Here is a 13564-nt window from a genome sequence, read left to right as displayed (position 1 = left end):
GGTCTCACGAGCGCCGCGAATGGTACAGACTCACCTTGCGAAACTCCCAAGGCTCCGCCAGATCCGGCAAGGTCAGCGCATCAAGAATCGCCAGCCGCTGGTAATCCGGGTGCTGGAAGTCGCGCACGCGCGAATCCGCCACCAGCGCTTCGCGGCCTCGGGTCAGGAACTGGTCGAGCAGTGGCAGGTTCGCGCGGTCGTAGAGCACGTCGGCGACCAGGATCAGGTCGAAGCGGTCGGCTTCAGCGAAAAAATCGGCGCAGTAGCCCAGCTCCACGTCGTTGAGCGCGGCATTCGCCCGGCAGGCCGCCAAGGCCAGCGGGTCGAGGTCGCAGGCCACTACTTCCAACGCGCCGGCCTTGACCGCCGCAATCCCGGCCACGCCGGAGCCGGCGCCAAAATCCAGCACGCGCTTGCCGGCGACCCACTCGGGGTTCGCCGCCAGGTACCGCGCCAGCGCCAGGCCGCTGGCCCAGCAAAAACTCCAGTAGGGCGGTTCATGCAGGATGCGCCGGGTTTCTTCGGGGCTGAAGGCGCGGTCCATGTTGTCTGCATCCAGCAGCCACAACGACAGCTCGGTGCCCGGCAATGAGCAGGGCACCAGTTGCGCGTCGCCGATCAGTTCGCTCAGGGCCGCTTGCAGGTCCAGCGGTGGCGTCATGGTGCCTTGACGAGTTGCAGGGGGCCGGTGGTCTGGGTGATCGCTTGGGTGATGCGCACGGCGGGCAGGTGCAGGATCAACTGGCCGGACTGGCTCGCGCGCCCGCGCAATTCAACCCGCGCACCGGCCGGGAAGGCCTCTGGGTTAAAGCGCAGGCGGAAAGCCAGGGGCTGGCCGTTGCCGGTCAGCACGCTGCTGGCGAGCAATTGCTGTGGGCGCGAACGATCGTCGATCACCAGCAGGGCCATTTCGACTTCGGCACCGGCCGGAATGTTGGTCAGGCTGCCGCTGATTTCCCGCTGGAAGGCGGGCAGGGGGCCGAGGTCTTCGATGCCGGGGACTTTTTTCTCTTGTGCCGGGGTGGGTTGAGGTGCCGCTGGCTTGGGGGCTTCGCTGCTGCAGGCGACCAGGACACTGAACAGGGTGAGCAAAACAAGTGGTCGTAACTGCATGTACGGCTCCAGAAAGGACAAAATCCGTGGCTTAAAAAATAAGAAACATAATAGTCAGCCTATATACCGTAAAGGCTATGGCTTGTCTTGCCACGGGGATGCGCTACCATGGCCCTCCCTTTATTTGTTGCCTGCCAACCATGCACTGTCCCTTCTGCGGTGCCAACGACACCAAGGTCATTGACTCGCGTCTGGTCGCCGAGGGCGATCAAGTGCGTCGCCGGCGCGAATGCCTAGCCTGCGGTGAACGTTTCACCACCTTCGAAACCGCCGAACTGGTGTTGCCGCGCCTGATCAAATCCGACGGCAGCCGCCAACCCTTCGACGAAGAAAAACTGCGCGCCGGTATGCAGCGCGCCCTGGAAAAACGCCCGGTGAGTGTCGAGCGGCTGGAGGCGGCGCTGGTGCATATCAAGCACAAGCTGCGTGCCACCGGTGAGCGCGAGGTCAAGAGCCTGGTGGTGGGAGAGTTGGTGATGGGCGAGCTGCAAAAGCTCGACGAAGTCGCCTATATCCGTTTCGCTTCGGTGTATCGACGCTTCCAGGACCTCAATGAGTTCCGCGAAGAGATCGACCGCCTGGCCCGTGAGCCTGCCAAAGAATGAACCCGCCTTCTGCCGAACAAGCTGTGCTCGACGCCCATTACATGGCTCGCGCCCTCGAACTGGCGCGCAAGGGCCGGTACACCACTCACCCCAACCCCCGGGTTGGCTGCGTGATCGTGCGTGATGGGCAAATCGTCGGCGAAGGCTGGCACGAGCGCACCGGCGAGCCCCATGCCGAGCCCAATGCCTTGCGCGCCGCCGGTGCCAAGGCCCGTGGCGCCACGGTGTACGTGACCCTCGAACCGTGCAGCCATCACGGGCGTACGCCGCCCTGCGCGGATGCGTTGGTCACGGCGGGAGTCGCCCGCGTCGTGGCCGGCATGCAGGACCCGAACCCCGAAGTGGCCGGGCGTGGCATGCAGCGTTTGGCACAAGCCGGTATCGAAGTGCGCAGCGGCGTGCTGGAAGCCGAAGCCCGCGCGTTGAACCCGGGGTTCCTCAAACGCATGGAGCACGGCTTGCCCTTCGTGCGGGTCAAATTGGCGATGAGCCTGGACGGCCGCACCGCGATGGCCAGCGGCGAAAGCCAATGGATCACCGGCCCCGCCGCCCGCGCCGCCGTGCAGCGCCTGCGCGCCGAGGCCAGCGTGGTGCTGACCGGCGCCGACACGGTGCTGGCCGACGGCGCACGCCTGACCGTGCGCGCCGCCGAACTCGGCCTGGATGAAGCCACCACCGCCCTGGCCATGTCGCGTCCGCCGTTGCGCGTGCTGATCGACGGCCGCCTGCGCGTGCCGCTCAACGCGCCCTTCTTCAAGGCTGGCCCGGCGTTGGTCATTACCTGTGTTACGCCGGAAAACCAATTCCCCCGTGGCCCCGAGTGCCTGGTGGTGCCGGGCGTCGATGGCCAGGTCGACTTGCGTGCTGCCCTGGTGGCGCTGGCCGCCCGTGGCGTCAACGAAGTATTGGTGGAAGCCGGCCCAAGCCTGGCGGGCGCATTTGCCCAGCAAGGCCTGGTGGATGAGTACGTGATATTCATCGCCGGCAAGTTCCTCGGCTCCGCCGCCCGGCCTTTGCTGGATTGGCCGCTTGAGAAACTGGCCGACGCCCCCCAACTCAAGATCACTGAAATGCGCGCTGTGGGCGACGACTGGCGAGTCACTGCCATCCCGCTTCTACCAGCGAGCGTATAATTCTGACCGGGCGCTCAAGTGCCCGTCCCGTTTTTCCAGGAGAAGGCCATGTTCACCGGCATTATCGAATCCATCGGCAGCATCCGCGCCATGACCCCCAAAGGCGGCGACGTGCGCCTGCTGGTTGAAACCGGCAAGCTCGATCTGGGCGACGTCAAGCTGGGCGACAGCATCGCCGTCAGCGGCGTGTGCCTTACCGTCATCGAGTTGCCGGGCAATGGCTTTGCTGCCGATGTCAGCCGGGAAACCCTGGATTGCACCGCGATGAACGACCTCAAGGCCGGCAGCCCGGTGAACCTGGAAAAAGCCCTGACCCCGACCACCCGCCTTGGCGGTCACCTGGTCAGCGGCCATGTCGACGGCGTCGGTGAAGTGGTCGCGCGCAGCGAAAACGCGCGTGCCGTGGAATTTCGCATCCGCGCGCCTAAAGAGCTGGCCAAGTACATCGCCCACAAAGGCTCGATCACCGTCGACGGCACCAGCCTGACCGTGAACGCCGTGAACGGCGCCGAATTTGAACTGACCATCATTCCCCACACCCTCAGCGAAACGATCATGGCCTCGTACCAGCCGGGTCGCCGAGTGAACCTGGAAGTGGACTTGCTTGCCCGTTACCTGGAGCGCCTGTTGCTGGGCGAAAAGGCCGCAGAGCCAGCATCCGGTAACATCACCGAAAGTTTTCTGGCCGCTAACGGCTACCTGAAATCCTGACCAAGGGGGTGCCGCGTGGCGCTCAATAGCATCGAAGAACTGGTTGAAGACATCCGCCAAGGCAAGATGGTCATCCTGATGGATGACGAAGACCGCGAGAACGAAGGCGACATCATCATGGCCGCCGAGGCCTGCCAGGCCGAGCACATCAACTTCATGGCCAAGCACGCCCGCGGGCTGATCTGCATGCCCATGAGCCGTGAGCGCTGCGAATTGCTCAAGCTGCCGTTGATGGCGCCGCGCAATGGCTCGGGTTTTGGCACCAAGTTCACCGTGTCCATCGAAGCCACCACGGGTGTCACCACCGGGATCTCCGCTGCTGACCGCGCGCGCACCGTGCAAGCCGCCGCTGCAAAAGACGCCAAGGCCGAAGACATCGTCAGCCCCGGCCACATCTTCCCGCTGATGGCCCAGCCGGGTGGCACCCTGGCGCGCGCCGGCCACACCGAAGCCGCCTGCGACCTGGCGCGCATGGCCGGGTTCGAGCCAAGCGGCGTGATCTGCGAAGTGATGAACGATGACGGCACCATGGCCCGTCGTGCCGAACTCGAAGCCTTTGCCGCCGAACACAACATCAAGGTGGGCACCATTGCCGACCTGATTCACTACCGCATGATCCACGAACGTACCGTTCAGCGGATTGCCGAGCAGCCACTGGACAGCGAACTGGGCCAATTCAATTTGGTGACCTACCGTGATTCAGTCGAAGGCGATGTGCACATGGCCCTGACCCTGGGCACCATTTGCGCCGAAGAACCGACCCTGGTGCGTGTGCACAACATGGACCCACTGCGTGACCTGCTGCTGGTCAAGCAACCGGGCCGCTGGAGCCTGCGCGCCGCCATGGCTGCGGTCTCCGAGGCCGGCAGCGGTGTGGTGCTGTTGCTCGGTCACCCGTTGGATGGCGACGTATTGCTGGCGCATATCCGCGAAACGGCTGACCACGCGCCGGTGAAAAAACCGACCACCTACAGCATCGTCGGTGCCGGTTCGCAGATCCTGCGTGACCTGGGCGTGCGCAAAATGCGCTTGATGAGTGCGCCGATGAAATTTAATGCGATATCCGGTTTCGACCTGGAAGTAGTAGAATACGTGCCCTCCGAATAAAGGCTGGCGATTTTCGCCCCTTGTTCGCGGTTCAAATATCACTAAGGGACGCGTCATACACGCGTCCCGGCTCTTTAAGAGATTTGTCGAATGACCCTGAAGACCATCGAAGGTACCTTCATCGCCCCCAAAGGCCGCTACGCCCTGGTGGTTGGCCGCTTCAACAGCTTCGTGGTTGAAAGCCTGGTAAGCGGTGCCGTGGACGCCCTGGTTCGCCACGGTGTGAGCGAAAGCGACATCACCATTATCCGTGCCCCTGGCGCCTTCGAAATTCCACTGGTTGCGCAGAAAGTTGCTCAGCAGGGTGAATACGCGGCAATCATCGCCCTGGGCGCGGTCATTCGTGGCGGTACCCCGCACTTCGAATACGTTGCAGGCGAATGCACCAAGGGCCTGGCCCAGGTGTCCATGGAATTCGGCGTGCCCGTCGCTTTCGGCGTGCTGACCGTGGATTCCATCGAGCAAGCCATCGAGCGTTCCGGCACCAAGGCCGGCAACAAAGGTGCTGAAGCTGCCCTGTCCGCCCTGGAAATGGTCAGCCTGCTGTCGCAGTTGGAGGCCAAGTGATTTCCGACGAGAGCGACAACTTCAACCCGCGCGAGCCACGTCCAGCCGATGCTGGCAAGCCTTCCAAGAACGAGAAGCGTCGCGCTGCTCGTCAGTTGGCGACCCAGGCGCTATACCAGCGTCACCTGGCGGGCGCATCGTTGAACGAAATCGAAGCACAGTTTCGCGTCGACAACGATTTCACCTTCGCCGACCTGCCGTACTTCCACGACATCCTGCACGGTGTGCATGCCCACCTGACCGAGATCGATACAGCCCTGGCGCCTTGCCTGGACCTGACCATCGAAGAGCTGGACCCGGTTGAGCTGTGCGTGATGCGCCTGTCGGCCTGGGAGCTGCTGTATCGCGTCGACGTGCCGTACCGCGTGGTGATCAACGAAGGTATCGAACTGGCGAAAGTCTACGGTTCGACCGACGGCCACAAGTTCGTCAACGGCGTGCTCGACAAGCTGGCCCCGCGCCTGCGTGAAGCCGAAGTGAAGGCGTACAAGCGCTGAATCGCGCTTGAAACCTGAATGGGCGAGTTTGAGCTGATCCGCAACTACTTCGCCGCCGCGCCCTGTGCGCAAGGCGGCGAAGGCATTGCCCTGGGGATCGGCGATGACTGCGCCTTGCTGGCGCTCCCTGCCGGGGAGCAGCTGGCGATCTCCACCGACACATTGGTGGCCGGGGTGCATTTTTCCGACCCCTGCGACCCGTTCCTGCTGGGCCAACGTTCTTTGGCTGTGGCCGTCAGCGACCTGGCCGCCATGGGCGCCCACCCCCTCGCGTTTACCCTTGCCTTGACCACACCGACCGTCGATGCCGATTGGTTGCAACGCTATGCCCAAGGGTTGAACCTCATGGCGCAACGCTGCGGCGTGGGCCTGGTGGGTGGCGACACCACCCGTGGGCCCTTGAGCCTGACCCTGACAGTGTTTGGCCGTGTACCGGCAGGGCAAGCCTTGACCCGCAGCGGTGCGCGACCCGGCGACCTGCTGTGCGTTGGCGGTGAACTGGGCAATGCTGCCGGCGCCTTGCCGCTGGTGTTGGGCCTGCGCAGCGCCGACGCGGCGGTTGCCGATCCATTGCTGGCCCATTACTGGTCGCCGCAGCCGCAATTGGCCTTGGGGCTGGCACTGCGCGGCAAGGCGACGTCTGCGATGGATATTTCCGACGGGCTCCTGGCCGATTGTGGGCATATCGCTACGGCGTCCAAGGTCAGCCTGCTGATCGAACGCCAGCGCGTGCCATTGTCCCAGGCGCTGCTGGCGTTTGTCGGCGATGACGAAGCGCGCGTGGCGGCCCTGAGCGGCGGCGACGACTACGTGCTGGCCTTCACCCTGCCACCTGTCGAGTTGGCGCCATTGCTGGCCGACGGCTGGCCGATCCATGTGATCGGCCGGGTCGAGGCGGGGCAGGGCGTGACCCTGCTTGACGCCACTGGGCAGGACATCACGCCGGCCATCCGTGGCTACCAGCATTTTCGCGAGACGCCCTGAATCGGCGAGCTGCGCTACCCTCTATAGCGTTATTACGGATGCAAGGCCCTGTAGGAGGTCGTCACCATGGATGTGCGCCGCTGGCTGCTGATAGTGCTGTGTGCTTTTATGGCGGTGGCCCAGGCGCAGGACGTGCCCGGCAAGATCATGCTGGCCAGTGAGGAATGGAACGACTACACCAACAAAGACGGCACCGGCCTGGCCTGGGACGTGATGCGCCAAGTCTTCGAACCCGCCGGTATCAAGGTGCAGATCCGCTCCGTGCCCTATACCCGCTCGGTTGGCCTGGCCCAGCGCGGCGAGGTGGACGGCTGGGTGGGCTCCTATCGTGATGAAGCCGAGGGTGTGTTGTACCCCCACTGGAACTTCGATTCCGACCATATCTACGCGCTCGGGCTGGCCAGTACGCCGGCGCCGACAGTGGCCACGCTGGGCAATTACCGCCTGGCCTGGGTGCGCGGCTACAAGTACGAGGAGTACTTGCCCAACGTGCACCGCTTCAACCAGATCGAGCGCCGCGACGGCATTCTGCCGATGCTGGAACACGCCCGGGCCGACTTCTACATCGATGCGTTGACCGAGGCCAAGTACGTGCTCAGCCAGGCCGATGAGCCGTCGAAGTTTGCACTCACGCCGATTGCCGAACTGCCGTTGTACATCGGTTTTGCCGATAACGAGCGGGGCCGGGGCTTGATGGCTGTCTTTGACCAGCGCATGGCGGCCCTGGTGAAAAGCGGCGAGTTAAAGCCGATATTCGAGCGCTGGAAACAACCCTATCCGTTCTGACGTGCATAGAACCAGGTCGAAGGCCAATCGAACCTATTGATCTTTATCAGCGATAATTCAGCTTAAGCGTCTGTAGGAACGTGCTGTTACAATGGCCGCCTCTGTAAAAACTGAATTCAGGAGCACACGGTGCCCGTCGTTTTCGTCGCCGCTTCCAAGCTGCCTACCCCTTTTGCCACGTTCACCATGAACGGCTTTCTCGAAGAAGCCACCGGGCGCGAGCACGTTGTGCTCAGCCTCGGTGATATCGCGGACGGCGCGCCGGTGCTTGGCCGTGTGCACTCCGAGTGCCTGACTGGCGATGCGTTGTTCAGCCAGCGCTGCGACTGCGGCTCGCAACTGGAAGCGGCTATGCGGGCCATCGCCCGTGAAGGCCGGGGCGTGCTGCTGTATTTGCGTCAGGAAGGCCGGGGCATTGGCCTGATGAACAAGATCCGCGCCTACGAGCTGCAAGATGGCGGCGCCGATACGGTCGAAGCCAACGAGCGCCTGGGTTTTGCTGCCGACCAGCGTGACTACGCGATCTGCCTGCCGATGCTGGAGCACCTGGGCGTCAAGTCCTTGCGCTTGATGACCAACAACCCGCGCAAGGTTAAAGCCTTGACCGAGATGGGCATCACCGTGGCCGAGCGTGTGCCGCTGCACACCGGGCACAATCCGCACAACAAGCTCTACCTGGCCACCAAGGCCAGCAAGCTCGACCACATGATGGGTAACGAGCACCAGGGCGAGGTCGACCGCGCGTGACCCGAGGCCAGGTGAAACGGCGACTGTCCTTCAATTGGTGGCAGTACCTGGCCCTGGCGTTGCTGCCCCTGTTCGTGATCAACCTGGTGTTCGGCCAAGCCGAATCCCTGCTGCCGGTGCTGGCCATGCCGTTCTTCATTGCCGGCGTGGCCTCGATGTTCCTCAGCCTGCGCTACTTCAACGGCTATAAACACGCGTTGATCGCCACCTCCAAAGCCCTCGATACCCCCGAAGAACCGGCTGCCTGGATCACCCTGGCGGCCCGGCGGCGCACGGCGCTGCTGGTTGCTGCCGTCCCGGCCTGGATCGGTGCGCTGGCGGTGTTCGTCGGCCTGGAGGCGGTGCCGCTGTTCCTGTTGGCGCTGTCGACGCTGGTGCTGTTCTACCTCTACCGCATTCCCCGTCAACTGGGATGAGGTGTCACTGGCTGGCGGTGCTGCTGCTGGCATTGAGCGCCCAGGCGCTGGCTGCCGAGCGTGTCGTGAGCCTGGCGCCTTCCCTGTCTGAAATCGTCGCTGAATTGGGTGCCGCCGACATGTTGGTGGGCGTGCTCGACGGCGGGGACCGCCCGACGGCGCTGGCGCACGTCCCGTCAGTGGGGCATTACGGCCAGTTGGACATGGAGCGCTTGCTCAGCCTCAGGCCCGACCTGATCCTGCTGTGGCCCGGCAGTGTCGGCCCAGCCCAGCGCGAGCAACTGCAGCGCCTGAATATTCCGGTGTACGTCGCCGAACCCCACAGCCTTGAACAGCTCACCACCCAGGTCCAGGCCATTGCCGAGCAATTGGGCCGCGCTGAAGCCGGCCGACAGTTGGCCGCGCACTTGCGCCAACGCCTGGCCGAATTGCGCCAGCGCTACCGGCGTACCGAGCCGTTACGCGTGTTTTATCAAGTGTGGAACCAGCCGCTGTATACCGTGGGCGGTGGGCAGATCATCAGCGATGCGCTGAGCGTGTGCGGCGCGCGCAATGTGTTCGATGACCTCAAGTTGCCCGCGCCGCAGGTGAGTATCGAGTCGGTATTGCAGCGTGATCCCGAGATGATCCTGGTGGGGGATCAAGCCCAGAAGGAGGCCTGGAGGGTTTGGCCGGCGATGGCAGAACGGGTGCGGCTGGTGCCCGACAAAGGCCTGGAACGGCCTAGCGGGCAGATGCTGGAGGCGGTGGGGCGGTTGTGTCAGGTGATTGCGCCGGACCGCTGATACCGCTATCGCTAGCCAGCCAGCTACAGGGGAACGCATTCACCGCCAATTCAGATCTCAGGCGTCCACGTGACCCCAAGCATCCACACCCGACCCTCTTCGCGATAATCCTGATTGTTCAAGAACCCCGGGTCGTTATAGCTGTAACGCGCCCGCGTATAGTTCTTGTCCAGCAGGTTATCGACCTTCAGCGACAACGACACTTCCCGATTCAGCGCCCAACTGCTGCGCAACCCCAGCAACGCATAGCCGCCCAGGCGCTGCGTGTTGTCTTCATCGTCATAGCTGCTGCTGATCGCCTGCCAGCTGGCGCCCAATCCCAGTTTGTCGAATTGCCGGTCCAGGTCCAGGTTTAACGTTCGCCGCGCCCGCCGGGCCAGGGTGTGGCCGCTGTCACGGTCGCGGGGGTCGATGAGTGACAGCCCGAGGTTGCCCTGCCAGCCAAACAGTTCCTGCTTTAGCGCAGCCTCAAAGCCGCTGATGCGCGCCGACGCTACGTTCTGCGGCTTGCCGGAGCGGTCGAGGATGATCGCATCGCTCAAGTCAGTGCGGTACAGCGAGGCTTCCAGGCGGGTGCTATCGCTTAGTTGGCTGCGCCATTGCAGCTCGTAGCTCTTTGAGGTTTCAGGCTGCAGGTTGGGGTTGCTGTACTTCGTATCGGGGTAATACAAGTCATTGAAGGTCGGCGCACGGAAACCTTCGCTGTAGCTGAGCAGCACGTCATTGTCCGGGTTGATCGGCAAGGTGAGGGTGCCGCTCCAGCTGTTCTGCCCGCCGAACTGCTGGTTCTGGTCGCGCCGCAGGCCCAGCTCGGTGGAAAACCACTCGCCATGGAAGCGATGCTGTACAAAGGCCGCGCGGTTCCAGCGGCTATTTTCGGTGAAGGTGGTGGAGCCGTGGAAGCGGTCTTCGTACCAGTCACCGCCGAGGATCAGGCTGTTCTGCTCATTCAGCGTCAGGTCGTTCTGCCAGTTGACCGAATCGCGGTAAGTGTTGAACACGCTGAAATCGTCGCTGAGGGTGTCGCGCTTGGTGTCACGGTTCTCGCTGTGGCCCAGTTCCAGGCGCGATTGCCAGTGCTCATTGAGCGTGGCATCGACATAGCCGCTGGCGCTGCTCACGGTGTAGTCGGTGTAGGGCTTTTGCCCGACGGTTTGCCCGGTGGCGACGTCGTAGCGGCCGAAGCTGTTGTCGTACTCGGATTTGCCGCGGTTATCCAGCAGATTGAAACCCACCTCCAGCGCATCGCTGAAGGCGTGGCTGAGGTTCAGGCTGAGGGACCGGTTGCGGTAGGCATCATGGTCGCCATCGCTGGGGAATGAGGTGTGCGTCGAGTTGATGCCGGCGGTTTCATCCAGGCTCCCACCGAGGTTGAAACGGGTCTGTTCATCGCCACCGGAGAGGCCGAGGCTGCGCTCCCAGGTCTGGTGGCTGCCAAACCCGAGCTTCAGGCGCGGTTGCAGGCCCTGCCCGGCATTGCGCCGGGTAAACACCTGGATCACCCCGCCAATCGCATCGCTGCCGTAGATCACCGAACGTGAGCCGCGCAGCACTTCCACCCGCTCGATCTGGTCGACGTTGAGGTATTGCAGGCCGCTGTCGCCGGAAGTGGTATTGGCAATGCGCTGACCGTCCACCAACACCAGGCTTTGCGCGGATTTGGTGCCACGGATATAGACCCCGGGCAAGCTGCCACGGCCACCGGTGGGCGCGATCTGCACGCCGGGCACGCGGCTGAGCAGGTCGGTAAGGCTGGTGGGTTGCAGGCGGTCGATATCGTCGCGGGTGAACACTGTGTTGGCGGCGCTGCTGTCGTTGCGGGCCTGAACCTGGCGGTTGGCGCTGATGACGACGTTGGGGAGTTTCAGCGCGTCGTCGCGGGTGTCGGCGAGCAGGTCTGGCGAGGTTAGAAGCAGTAAGGGGAGGGCGAGGCGAAGGCGTTTCATGGGCTGTCCATGGCTTTTTTAAAATTCACACAAAACCAATGTGGGAGCGGGCTTGCTCGCGAACGCGGTCGAACAGCCACACATCTAGTGACTGATACACCGCTTTCGCGAGCAAGCCCGCTCCCACATTCTAGTTCCGGTTTCAGCTTGGAGATTGGGTTAGAGGCCCAATAGTGCCATACGCTCGCGCACCGAAGCCTCAATCCCGGCCTCATCCAAGCCGCACTCTGCCAGCATCTGCGCCGGCTTGGCGTGTTCGACGTACACATCCGGCAGGCCCAGGTGCAGCACCGACTTGAGGATATTCTCCCGCGCCAGGAACTCGCTGACGGCCGCACCGGCACCGCCCATGATGGCGTTTTCTTCGACGGTCACCAGCAGTTCATGGCTGCCGGCGATCTCGCGCACCAGGGCTTCATCCAGGGGTTTGACGAAACGCATGTCGACCACGGTGGCGTCGATCTTCTCGGCGACTTTCAGTGCTTCGGCCAATTGCACGCCGAACACCAGGAACGTGGTCTTGCTGCCTTGACGACGCACGATACCCTTACCGATCTCGATAGGCACCAGGTCCTTTTCGATTACCGCATTCGGGCCGTTGCCGCGCGGGTAGCGCACGGCGGCCGGGCCGTTGTACAGGTGGCCGGTGCTGAGCATCTTGCGCAGTTCGTTCTCGTCGCTCGGGGTCATCACCAGCATGCCGGGGATGCAGCGCAAGTACGACAGGTCGAAGCTGCCCGCGTGAGTCGGGCCGTCTTCGCCCACCAGGCCGGCGCGGTCGATGGCGAACAGCACGTCGAGGTTCTGCACCGCCACGTCATGCACCAACTGGTCGTAACCGCGCTGCAGGAAGGTGGAGTAGATCGCCACCACCGGCTTGGCGCCTTCACAGGCCATGCCGGCGGCGAAGGTCACCGCGTGCTGCTCGGCAATCGCCACATCGAAGTAACGCAGCGGGAAACGCTCGCTGAACGCCACCAGGTCGGAGCCTTCCTTCATCGCCGGGGTAATGCCCACCAGGCGCGGGTCAGCGGCGGCCATGTCGCACAGCCATTCGCCGAACACACCGGAGTACTTCGGCCCGCTGGCCTTTTTCGGCGCGGCGGCGGGAGCGTCCAGGGGTTCCAGCTTGGTGATGGCGTGATAGCCAATCGGGTCGACTTCTGCCGGGGCGAAGCCTTTGCCTTTCTTGGTGACGATGTGCAGGAACTGCGGGCCCTTGAGGTCACGCATGTTGCGCAGCGTGGCGATCAGAGTGGGCAAGTCATGGCCGTCGATCGGGCCGATGTAGTTCCAGCCCAGCTCTTCGAACAGGGTGCCAGGCACCAGCATGCCCTTGGCATATTCTTCGGTACGGCGGGCAATTTCCCACGCGCCAGGCAGACGCGAGAGCACCTTCTTGCTGCCTTCGCGCATGCTGGCGTAGGTGCGGCTGGAGAGGATTTTTGCAAGGTAGTTGGACAGGCCACCGACATTGCGCGAGATCGACATGTCGTTGTCGTTGAGGATCACCAGCATGTTGGCGTCCACTTCCGGCGCATGGTTGAGCGCTTCGAAGGCCATGCCGGCGGTCAACGCGCCGTCACCAATCACCGCGATCGCCTTGCGATCACTGCCTTGCAGGCGGGCGGCAATCGCCATCCCCAGCGCTGCACTGATGGAGGTGCTGGAGTGGCCGACGCCAAAGGTGTCGTACTCGCTCTCGGCGCGGCGCGGGAAGGCGGCAATGCCGTCCTTCTGGCGCAGGCTGCCCATGCGCTCACGGCGACCCGTGAGGATCTTGTGCGGATACGCTTGATGGCCCACGTCCCACACCAGCCGGTCGTCCGGGGTGTCGAACACGTAATGCAGGGCGATAGTCAGCTCGATGACGCCCAGGCCGGCACCAAAATGCCCACCGGTCTGGCCGACCGTGTAGAGCAATTCCAGGCGCAACTCATCGGCCAGGGTTTCCAGCTCGGCTTCACCCAGTCGACGCAGGCCGGCCGGCGTGACAGCACGGTCAAGCAGGGGCGTGGACGGGCGCTTGCGGGGAATCTCTTGAAACGTCGTGGGCATCAGGCGAATCGTTATAGGTATAGAAGAGGCGGCAGTTTACCTCAAGCATCGCAAACTGCCCACGCAGAGCACCGAACTTGGCTGATATGCGGCGGCAAAGGACGCGCTT

General features: G+C 63.4%; 15 protein-coding genes. 11 read left to right on the top strand and 4 right to left on the bottom strand.

From position 1 onward, the window contains the following. Positions 1-4 precede the first annotated feature (4 nt). Together KUA23_RS26795 and KUA23_RS26790 are read right to left on the bottom strand one after the other, a co-directional pair. Positions 5-661: a class I SAM-dependent methyltransferase gene (locus tag KUA23_RS26795; RefSeq protein WP_100492037.1), complete on the bottom strand. Its 657-nt coding sequence runs from the start codon at positions 659-661 to the stop codon at positions 5-7. Then, positions 658-1113: a YbaY family lipoprotein gene (locus tag KUA23_RS26790; protein ID WP_034109512.1), complete on the bottom strand. Its 456-nt coding sequence runs from the start codon at positions 1111-1113 to the stop codon at positions 658-660. The genes KUA23_RS26795 and KUA23_RS26790 overlap by 4 nt, the downstream gene beginning before the upstream one ends. A 140-nt stretch (positions 1114-1253) precedes the next feature. Here KUA23_RS26790 and nrdR point away from each other — a divergent pair, with 140 nt between their 5' ends. The 11 genes from nrdR to KUA23_RS26735 all read left to right on the top strand — a co-directional run bounded on the left by nrdR (position 1254) and on the right by KUA23_RS26735 (position 9451). Continuing rightward, the gene (gene nrdR, locus KUA23_RS26785; RefSeq protein WP_010206843.1) at positions 1254-1718 is read left to right on the top strand and encodes a transcriptional regulator NrdR; all 465 of its coding nucleotides are present in this window, start codon (positions 1254-1256) and stop codon (positions 1716-1718) included. Next, on the top strand, positions 1715-2851 hold the full coding sequence (gene ribD / locus KUA23_RS26780) for a bifunctional diaminohydroxyphosphoribosylaminopyrimidine deaminase/5-amino-6-(5-phosphoribosylamino)uracil reductase RibD (RefSeq protein ID WP_078050376.1): 1137 nt from the start codon (positions 1715-1717) through the stop codon (positions 2849-2851). Before nrdR ends, ribD begins: the two co-directional genes overlap by 4 nt. Before the next feature lie 48 nt (positions 2852-2899). After that, positions 2900-3562, top strand: coding sequence for a riboflavin synthase (locus KUA23_RS26775; protein ID WP_005791849.1), 663 nt, complete (start codon positions 2900-2902; stop codon positions 3560-3562). 15 nt (positions 3563-3577) lie between these two features. Next, positions 3578-4669: a bifunctional 3,4-dihydroxy-2-butanone-4-phosphate synthase/GTP cyclohydrolase II gene (gene ribBA / locus KUA23_RS26770; RefSeq protein WP_078050375.1), complete on the top strand. Its 1092-nt coding sequence runs from the start codon at positions 3578-3580 to the stop codon at positions 4667-4669. Between the two features lie 90 nt (positions 4670-4759). Continuing rightward, complete coding sequence (gene ribH / locus KUA23_RS26765) at positions 4760-5236, top strand: 6,7-dimethyl-8-ribityllumazine synthase (RefSeq protein ID WP_003176356.1); 477 nt, start codon at positions 4760-4762, stop codon at positions 5234-5236. Then, positions 5233-5733: a transcription antitermination factor NusB gene (gene nusB, locus KUA23_RS26760; RefSeq protein ID WP_010206836.1), complete on the top strand. Its 501-nt coding sequence runs from the start codon at positions 5233-5235 to the stop codon at positions 5731-5733. Before ribH ends, nusB begins: the two co-directional genes overlap by 4 nt. Positions 5734-5751: 18 nt before the next feature. Then, positions 5752-6717: a thiamine-phosphate kinase gene (gene thiL / locus KUA23_RS26755; RefSeq protein ID WP_252993120.1), complete on the top strand. Its 966-nt coding sequence runs from the start codon at positions 5752-5754 to the stop codon at positions 6715-6717. Between the two features lie 66 nt (positions 6718-6783). Then, positions 6784-7503 carry a substrate-binding periplasmic protein gene (locus tag KUA23_RS26750; RefSeq protein ID WP_099491099.1) on the top strand — a complete coding sequence of 240 codons (720 nt, stop codon included), beginning with the start codon at positions 6784-6786 and terminating at the stop codon, positions 7501-7503. Between the two features lie 129 nt (positions 7504-7632). After that, positions 7633-8250 carry a GTP cyclohydrolase II gene (gene ribA / locus KUA23_RS26745; RefSeq protein ID WP_016978544.1) on the top strand — a complete coding sequence of 206 codons (618 nt, stop codon included), beginning with the start codon at positions 7633-7635 and terminating at the stop codon, positions 8248-8250. Continuing rightward, on the top strand, positions 8247-8666 hold the full coding sequence (locus tag KUA23_RS26740) for a nuclear FMR1 interacting 1 family protein (RefSeq protein WP_033897956.1): 420 nt from the start codon (positions 8247-8249) through the stop codon (positions 8664-8666). Before ribA ends, KUA23_RS26740 begins: the two co-directional genes overlap by 4 nt. After that, positions 8663-9451: a cobalamin-binding protein gene (locus KUA23_RS26735; RefSeq protein WP_252993119.1), complete on the top strand. Its 789-nt coding sequence runs from the start codon at positions 8663-8665 to the stop codon at positions 9449-9451. Before KUA23_RS26740 ends, KUA23_RS26735 begins: the two co-directional genes overlap by 4 nt. A gap of 50 nt (positions 9452-9501) precedes the next feature. Here KUA23_RS26735 and KUA23_RS26730 read toward each other — a convergent pair whose 3' ends face one another. Together KUA23_RS26730 and dxs are read right to left on the bottom strand one after the other, a co-directional pair. After that, complete coding sequence (locus tag KUA23_RS26730) at positions 9502-11397, bottom strand: TonB-dependent receptor domain-containing protein (RefSeq protein ID WP_252993118.1); 1896 nt, start codon at positions 11395-11397, stop codon at positions 9502-9504. Between the two features lie 159 nt (positions 11398-11556). After that, a complete protein-coding gene (dxs, locus tag KUA23_RS26725; protein WP_252993117.1) occupies positions 11557-13455 on the bottom strand; it encodes a 1-deoxy-D-xylulose-5-phosphate synthase in 1899 nt (632 codons plus the stop codon). Positions 13456-13564 lie beyond the last annotated feature (109 nt).

The organism is Pseudomonas pergaminensis (assembly GCF_024112395.2).
In the GTDB taxonomy this organism is placed as follows: domain Bacteria; phylum Pseudomonadota; class Gammaproteobacteria; order Pseudomonadales; family Pseudomonadaceae; genus Aquipseudomonas; species Aquipseudomonas pergaminensis.
The sequence above is the reverse complement of the archived record's forward strand: the minus strand, read 5'-3'. Positions and strand labels throughout refer to the sequence as shown.

Excerpts from the sequence above, each read along its gene's own strand:
- dxs (WP_252993117.1), bottom strand. The coding sequence starts at position 13,455 with ATGCCCACGACGTTTCAAGAGATTCCCCGCAAGCGCCCGTCCACGCCC.
- KUA23_RS26735 (WP_252993119.1), top strand. The coding sequence starts at position 8,663 with ATGAGGTGTCACTGGCTGGCGGTGCTGCTGCTGGCATTGAGCGCCCAG.
- ribD (WP_078050376.1), top strand. The coding sequence starts at position 1,715 with ATGAACCCGCCTTCTGCCGAACAAGCTGTGCTCGACGCCCATTACATG.
- KUA23_RS26790 (WP_034109512.1), bottom strand. The coding sequence starts at position 1,113 with ATGCAGTTACGACCACTTGTTTTGCTCACCCTGTTCAGTGTCCTGGTC.
- ribH (WP_003176356.1), top strand. The coding sequence starts at position 4,760 with ATGACCCTGAAGACCATCGAAGGTACCTTCATCGCCCCCAAAGGCCGC.
- KUA23_RS26730 (WP_252993118.1), bottom strand. The coding sequence starts at position 11,397 with ATGAAACGCCTTCGCCTCGCCCTCCCCTTACTGCTTCTAACCTCGCCA.
- thiL (WP_252993120.1), top strand. The coding sequence starts at position 5,752 with ATGGGCGAGTTTGAGCTGATCCGCAACTACTTCGCCGCCGCGCCCTGT.
- KUA23_RS26775 (WP_005791849.1), top strand. The coding sequence starts at position 2,900 with ATGTTCACCGGCATTATCGAATCCATCGGCAGCATCCGCGCCATGACC.
- KUA23_RS26750 (WP_099491099.1), top strand. The coding sequence starts at position 6,784 with ATGGATGTGCGCCGCTGGCTGCTGATAGTGCTGTGTGCTTTTATGGCG.
- KUA23_RS26795 (WP_100492037.1), bottom strand. The coding sequence starts at position 661 with ATGACGCCACCGCTGGACCTGCAAGCGGCCCTGAGCGAACTGATCGGC.
- nrdR (WP_010206843.1), top strand. The coding sequence starts at position 1,254 with ATGCACTGTCCCTTCTGCGGTGCCAACGACACCAAGGTCATTGACTCG.